Annotated in this window: 5 protein-coding genes; 1 reads left to right on the plus strand and 4 read right to left on the minus strand. The window is 74.0% G+C overall.

Going from position 1 to position 6112, the window contains the following annotated elements; all coding sequences use genetic code 11:
* Nucleotides 1-434, plus strand: a 434-nt coding sequence (locus tag KMS84_RS37555; RefSeq protein WP_256921039.1) for a ricin-type beta-trefoil lectin domain protein, incomplete at its 5' end; no start/stop codon positions are given.
* A 31-nt stretch (nt 435-465) separates the two neighbouring features.
* Here KMS84_RS37555 and hutI read toward each other — a convergent pair.
* Genes hutI through hutU form a run of 4 tightly spaced genes read right to left on the minus strand, consistent with a single transcriptional unit; the run spans nt 466 to nt 5928 of the window.
* A complete protein-coding gene (gene hutI, locus KMS84_RS37560) occupies nt 466-1632 on the minus strand; it encodes an imidazolonepropionase (RefSeq protein ID WP_256921040.1) in 1167 nt (388 codons plus the stop codon).
* Nucleotides 1633-1667: 35 nt separating this feature from the next.
* The gene (locus tag KMS84_RS37565) at nt 1668-3020 is read right to left on the minus strand and encodes a formimidoylglutamate deiminase (RefSeq protein WP_285894453.1); all 1353 of its coding nucleotides are present in this window, start codon (nt 3018-3020) and stop codon (nt 1668-1670) included.
* Nucleotides 3011-4213 (minus strand): allantoate amidohydrolase, encoded by a 1203-nt coding sequence (locus tag KMS84_RS37570; protein WP_256921043.1) that lies wholly within the window; start codon nt 4211-4213, stop codon nt 3011-3013. The genes KMS84_RS37565 and KMS84_RS37570 overlap by 10 nt, the downstream gene beginning before the upstream one ends.
* 50 nt (nt 4214-4263) lie before the next feature.
* Complete coding sequence (gene hutU, locus KMS84_RS37575; RefSeq protein WP_256921042.1) at nt 4264-5928, minus strand: urocanate hydratase; 1665 nt, start codon at nt 5926-5928, stop codon at nt 4264-4266.
* Between the last annotated feature and the right edge of the window lie 184 nt (nt 5929-6112).

Consider the following 6112-nt stretch of genomic DNA (forward strand, 5'->3'; position numbering starts at 1 on the left):
CGCCCACCCCGTCCCCCTCACCCGCCCGTCCGCCCGGGGCCGCGTTCGCCCAGGTCGTCAACGCCGCCACGGGCCGCTGCCTGGAGGTGGCGGGCGACCTCGACAACGGCACGGACGTCGTCACCGTGCCGTGCTCGGCCTCCGCGAGCCAGCGCTGGCGGGTCGACTCCGCGCGCGGGGTGCTCCAGTCGTACGCCGACCCCGCCTTCTGCCTGGACAGCCGCGGCTCGGTCGACGACGGCGTGGGTGTCTGGAGCTGCGACTCGCGGGAGGGCCGCAACGGCCGGAACCTGACGTTCACCGTCGACGAGAACGGCAGGATCCGGCCGGCGGTCGCCTTCGCGTCGGCCCTGACGGAGGACGACTCCGGCTCCCTGTCGTTCGACCTGCTGGACCGGGCCGCGCACCAGGTCTGGCGGGCGGGGGCGGCCTGAGGCCCCACCTCCGCCTCGCCGCCCGCGCCCCTCAGACCACGCGCACGCCCCTGCGCCACACGCCGGACACCAGCGGGACGCCCGGCCGGTAGGCCAGGTGGACGTGGCTGGGGGCGTCCAGGAGGGTCAGGTCGGCGTACGCGCCGGGGGTCACCCGGCCGACGTCCGTGCGGCGCAGGGCCGCGGCCCCGCCCGCCGTGGCCGACCACACCGCCTCGTCCGGGGTCATCCCCATGTCCCGCACGGCGAGCGCGATGCAGAACGGCACGGACGACGTGAAGGACGAGCCGGGGTTGCAGTCCGTGGAAAGGGCGACGGTGACGCCCGCGTCCAGCAGGCGACGGGCGTCCGGCCACGTCGCGCGGGTGGAGAACTCGGCGCCGGGCAGCAGCGTGGCGACCGTGGCCCCGCCGGCGAGCGCGTCGACGTCGGCGTCCGTGAGATGGGTGCAGTGGTCGGCGCTGGCCGCGTCCAGCTCGACCGCGAGCTGCACGCCGGGGCCGTAGGAGAGCTGGTTGGCGTGGATGCGGGGGTGCAGCCCCTTCGCCCGGCCGGCGGTGAGGATCGCGCGGGCCTGGTCGCCGTCGAAGGCGCCCTTCTCGCAGAAGACGTCGATCCAGCGGGCGTGCGGGGCGCAGGCGTCGAGCATCTCGCCGGTGACCAGGGCGACGTAGGCGGCCGGGTCGTCGGCGAGATCGGGGGAGACGATGTGCGCGCCGAGGTAGGTGACCTCGTCGGTGTGGCGTGCCGCGAGGCGCAGGGCGCGCTCCTCGTCGGCGACCGTCAGGCCGTAGCCGGACTTGGTCTCCATCGTGGTGGTGCCCTGGCTGAGGGCCTCGCTCAGATAACGGGTGAGGCCCGCCTCCAGTTCCTCGTCGCTCGCCGCCCGGGTGGCCGCCACGGTCGTGCGGATGCCGCCCGCCGTGTAACCGCGGCCCGACATGCGGGCGTTGAACTCCTCGGTGCGGTCGCCCGCGAACACCAGGTGGGAGTGGGAGTCGACGAAGCCGGGGAGCACCGAGCGGCCGCCGGCGTCGACCCGGTTGTCAGTGGCGGGTGCTTTGCTCGATGCACCGGTCCAGGCGATCCGGTCGCCGTCGACGACGACCGCCGCGTCCCGGATCAGACCGAGCGGCGAACCGAGGGAGGGATCGTTGGTGACCAGCGTGGCGATGTTGGTGATGACGGTGCTGCTCATGGCGTCCTCGTGGGTGGCCGGGCGGGGGGCGGTGGTCAGCCGCGCAGGGCGTCGACGGCCTGCGCGAGGGCCTGCGGCACGTCCGGTACGAGCGTGTGCGCCCCGTCCCGTACGACGTGCCGCCCGCCCACCACGGTGTGCCGGACGTCCGCCGCGCTCGCGGCGAATACGGCCGTCTCGGCGCCGAGCCGGGGCAGCGGCCCCGCTGTCCTGACCGAGTCGAGCGCGATGGTGGTGAGGTCGGCGAGCGCGCCCGCCTCGATCGCTCCGGCCTGCTGCCAGCCGAGGGCCGCGTGGCCGTCGGCGGACGCGGCGCGCAGCAGCGTGGCCGCGGTCCAGTGGCCGCGGGTGCGGGTGCGCAGCCGCTCGTCGAGTTCCATCGCGCGGGCCTCTTCGAGCAGGTCGATGACGGCGTGGCTGTCGGAGCCCAGGCAGAGCGGGGAGCCCTCGTTCTGGAGGGCGACGGCGGGCCCGATGCCGTCGGCGAGGTCGCGTTCGGTGGTGGGGCACATGCAGGTTCCGGTGCCGCTGCCGCCGATGAGGGAGACGTCCTCGGCGGTGAGGTGGGTGTTGTGGACGCCGGTGGTGCGCGGTCCGAGCACTCCGTGCAGGGCGAGCAGCTGGGTGGGGGTGCACCCGTGGGCTTCCCGGCAGGCGTCGTTCTCGGCGGTCTGCTCCGACAGGTGCACGTGGAGCGGGGCCCGCCGTTCGTCGGCCCACCGGGCGACGGTCTCCAACTGGTCGGCGGGCACGGCCCGCACGGAGTGGATCGCCGCTCCGATCCGCACGTGATCGCGTTCCTTGAGAACGGAACAGCGTTCGGCCCAGGCTTCGGCGTCACCGTCGGAGAACCGCAGCTGGTGGGCGGTGGGCGGCTGTCCGAAGCCGGAGGACAGATAGGCGGTGTCGAGGAGGGTGATGCGGATGCCGGCGTCCGCGGCCGCCTCGATGAGCGCCTCGCCCATGGCGTTGGGGTCGGCGTAGCGGGCGCCGCCGGGGGCGTGGTGCACGTAGTGGAACTCGCCGACGGAGGTGACGCCCGCCAGTGCCATCTCGGCGTACACGGCGCGGGCCAGCGCGTGGTACGTCTGCGGCGTCAGCTTGTCGGCTACCGCGTACATGACCTCGCGCCAGGTCCAGAAGGTGCCGGAGCCGACCTGGACGGTGCCGCGCAGGGCGCGGTGGAAGGCGTGCGAGTGGGCGTTCGCCAGCCCGGGCATGGTCAGGCCGCGCAGGATCTCGGCGCCGGGCGGCGGGGCCGGCACGTCCGTGCGGACGGCCGTGATGGCGCCGTCCGCGACCTCGACGGCGACCCCCGGCTCGACGTGGGTGTCGAGCCAGGCGTGCTCCAGCCAGTACGTCCGCGTGGGGGGATGCGTCACTTGCAGGCCAGCCCTTCCAGTGCGTCGGCGAGCGCGAGCACCCCGGCCACGCAGTCGTCCTCGGCGGCGAACTCGGCCGGGGAGTGCGAGACGCCCGTGGGGTTGCGCACGAACAGCATGGCGGTCGGGATGCTCGCGGAGAGGATTCCGGCGTCGTGTCCGGCGCCGGTTCCGAGCACGGGCACCCTGAGGTCGGCGTCGGCGCCCAGGATGCGGGCCAGTTCGTCGCGCAGGGCGTGGTCGAACTCGACGACGGGGGTGAACGACTCGCGGACGACGTCCAGGTCGATTCCGTGGGCCTCGGCGTAGGAGCGGGCGGCCTTCTCGACGCCGTCCACGACCTGGTCCAGCGTGGGCTGGTCGGCGGCGCGGGAGTCGAGCCAGCCGCGCACCAGGGAGGGGATGGCGTTGACGCCGTTCGGCTCGACGGAGATCTTGCCGAAGGTGGCGACGGCGCCCGCGAGTTCGGCCTCGCGGCGGGCGGCGAGGACCGTCTCGGCGTAGGACAGCATGGGGTCGCGCCGGTCGGCGAGACGGGTGGTGCCGGCGTGGTTGGCCTCGCCGCGGAAGTCGAACCGCCAGCGCCCGTGCGGCCAGATGGCGCTCGCGAGGCCGACCCGGTCGCCGCTGAGGTCCAGGGCGCGGCCCTGTTCCACGTGCAGCTCCACGAACGCGCCGATGCGGCCGAGCCGCTCCGGGTCGGCGCCGAGGGCGTCGGGGTCGTGGCCCGCGGCCTCCATGGCCCGGGGCAGGGTGATCCCGTCGGCGTCGGTGAGCCGGTGCGCCTGCTCGACGGTGAGCTGCCCGGCGGTGAGCCGCGAGCCGACGCAGGCGAGGCCGAACCGGGCGCCCTCCTCGTCCCCGAAGTTGACGAGGGCGAGCGGCCTGGCGAACCGCGCGCCCCGGGCGAGCAGTTCGTCGAGGGCCGCGAAGGAGGACACGACCCCGAGGGGGCCGTCGAAGGCGCCGCCGTCGGGCACGGAGTCGAGGTGCGATCCCGTGACGACGGCGTCCCCGGCCAAGGGGTCCCCGAGCCAGGCCCACTGGTTGCCGTTGCGGTCGACCTCGTACGTCAGGCCGCGCGCCTCGGCCTGCTGCCGGAACCAGGCACGGCAGTCGGCGTCGGCCGCGGTCCAGGCGTAGCGGCGGTAGCCGCCGGAGTCGCGGTGGCGTCCGAGGGGCGCGAGGTCACGCCACATCTCGTGGAAGGAGGCGCCGCCGGCCTTCGCCGTTCGGTCGTTCTCGGTCGTCACTGCGCCTCGTCCTCGCGCATCGGCACCCGCACGCCCCGCTCGTCGGCGACGGACTCCGCGATGTCGTAGCCCGCGTCCACGTGCCGGATGACGCCCATGCCGGGGTCGTTGGTCAGCACGCGGCGGATCTTCTCGCCGGCCAGCTTGGTGCCGTCCGCCACCGAGACCTGACCGGCGTGGATGGAGCGGCCCATGCCGACGCCGCCGCCGTGGTGGAGGGAGACCCAGGAGGCGCCCGAGGCCACGTTGACCATGGCGTTCAGCAGCGGCCAGTCGGCGATCGCGTCGGAGCCGTCGAGCATGGCCTCGGTCTCGCGGTACGGGGAGGCGACGGAGCCGCAGTCGAGGTGGTCGCGGCCGATGGCGAGGGGGGCCGCCAGCTCGCCCGAGGCCACCATGTCGTTGAAGCGCTCGCCGGCCTTGTCGCGTTCGCCGTAGCCGAGCCAGCAGATGCGGGCGGGCAGGCCCTGGAAGTGGACGCGCTCGCCGGCCAGCTTGATCCAGCGGGCGAGGGACTCGTTCTCCGGGAAGAGGTCGAGGATCGCCTTGTCGGTCTTGGCGATGTCGGCCGGGTCGCCGGACAGGGCCGCCCAGCGGAAGGGGCCCTTGCCCTCGCAGAACAGCGGGCGGATGTACGCGGGGACGAATCCGGGGAAGGCGAACGCCCGGTCGTACCCGGCGAGCTGGGCCTCGCCGCGGATGGAGTTGCCGTAGTCGAAGACCTCGGCGCCGGCGTCCATGAAGCCGACCATGGCCTCGACGTGCCGTGCCATGGACTCGCGGGCCCGGGCGGTGAAGCCGGCCGGGTCCTTCTCGGCGGCGTCGGCCATGTCCTCGAAGGCGATCCCGGTCGGCAGGTAGGCCAGCGGGTCGTGGGCCGAGGTCTGGTCGGTGACGATGTCGACGGGCGCGCCCTCGGCGAGCATCCGGGGCAGCAGCTCGGCCGCGTTGCCGAGCAGGCCGATGGAGAGCGGCCGGCGGGCGTCGCGCGCCTCCACCGCGAGGTGCAGCGCGTGCCGCAGGTCGTCGGCCTTCACGTCGAGGTAGCGGTGCTCGATGCGTCGCTCGATGGCGCGCGGGTCGACGTCGATGCAGATCGCCACGCCGTCGTTCATCGTCACGGCGAGGGGCTGGGCGCCGCCCATGCCGCCGAGGCCGGCGGTGAGGGTGATGGTTCCGGCGAGGGTGCCGCCGAACTTCTTCGCGGCGACGGCGGCGAAGGTCTCGTAGGTGCCCTGGAGGATGCCCTGGGTGCCGATGTAGATCCAGGAACCCGCGGTCATCTGGCCGTACATGGTCAGGCCCAGCTGCTCCAGGCGGCGGAACTCCTCCCAGTTGGCCCAGTCGCCGACGAGGTTGGAGTTGGCGATGAGGACGCGCGGGGCCCACTCGTGGGTCTGCATGACGCCGACCGGGCGGCCGGACTGGACGAGCATGGTCTCGTCCTGCTTGAGGGTGCGCAGGGTGCGGACCATCGCGTCGAAGGAGCGCCAGTCGCGGGCGGCCTTGCCGGTGCCGCCGTAGACGACGAGCTTGTCGGGGTGCTCGGCGACCTCGGGGTCGAGGTTGTTCTGGAGCATCCGCAGCGCGGCCTCCTGCTGCCATCCCAGGGCGCTCAGTTCCGTACCGCGCGGCGCTCGTACGGGGCGGGGTCCTGACATGGTCGGCCTCCTTGCGGATGAATGATCCCGGCGGATTTTGCTGTTGTATTCACATCCTGACGCGCTGAATAGAGCTAGTCAATACACGGGCGCGACGAGCCGCGCCCCGGGACGAGCCGCCGCCACGCGCCGACACCCGCCGCGACCCGAGGCGGGGAGGGGCGGGGCGGAGGCGGCCCGGAGG

This window comes from Streptomyces hilarionis (genome assembly GCF_024539675.1).
Taxonomy (GTDB): Bacteria; Actinomycetota; Actinomycetes; order Streptomycetales; family Streptomycetaceae; genus Streptomyces; species Streptomyces hilarionis.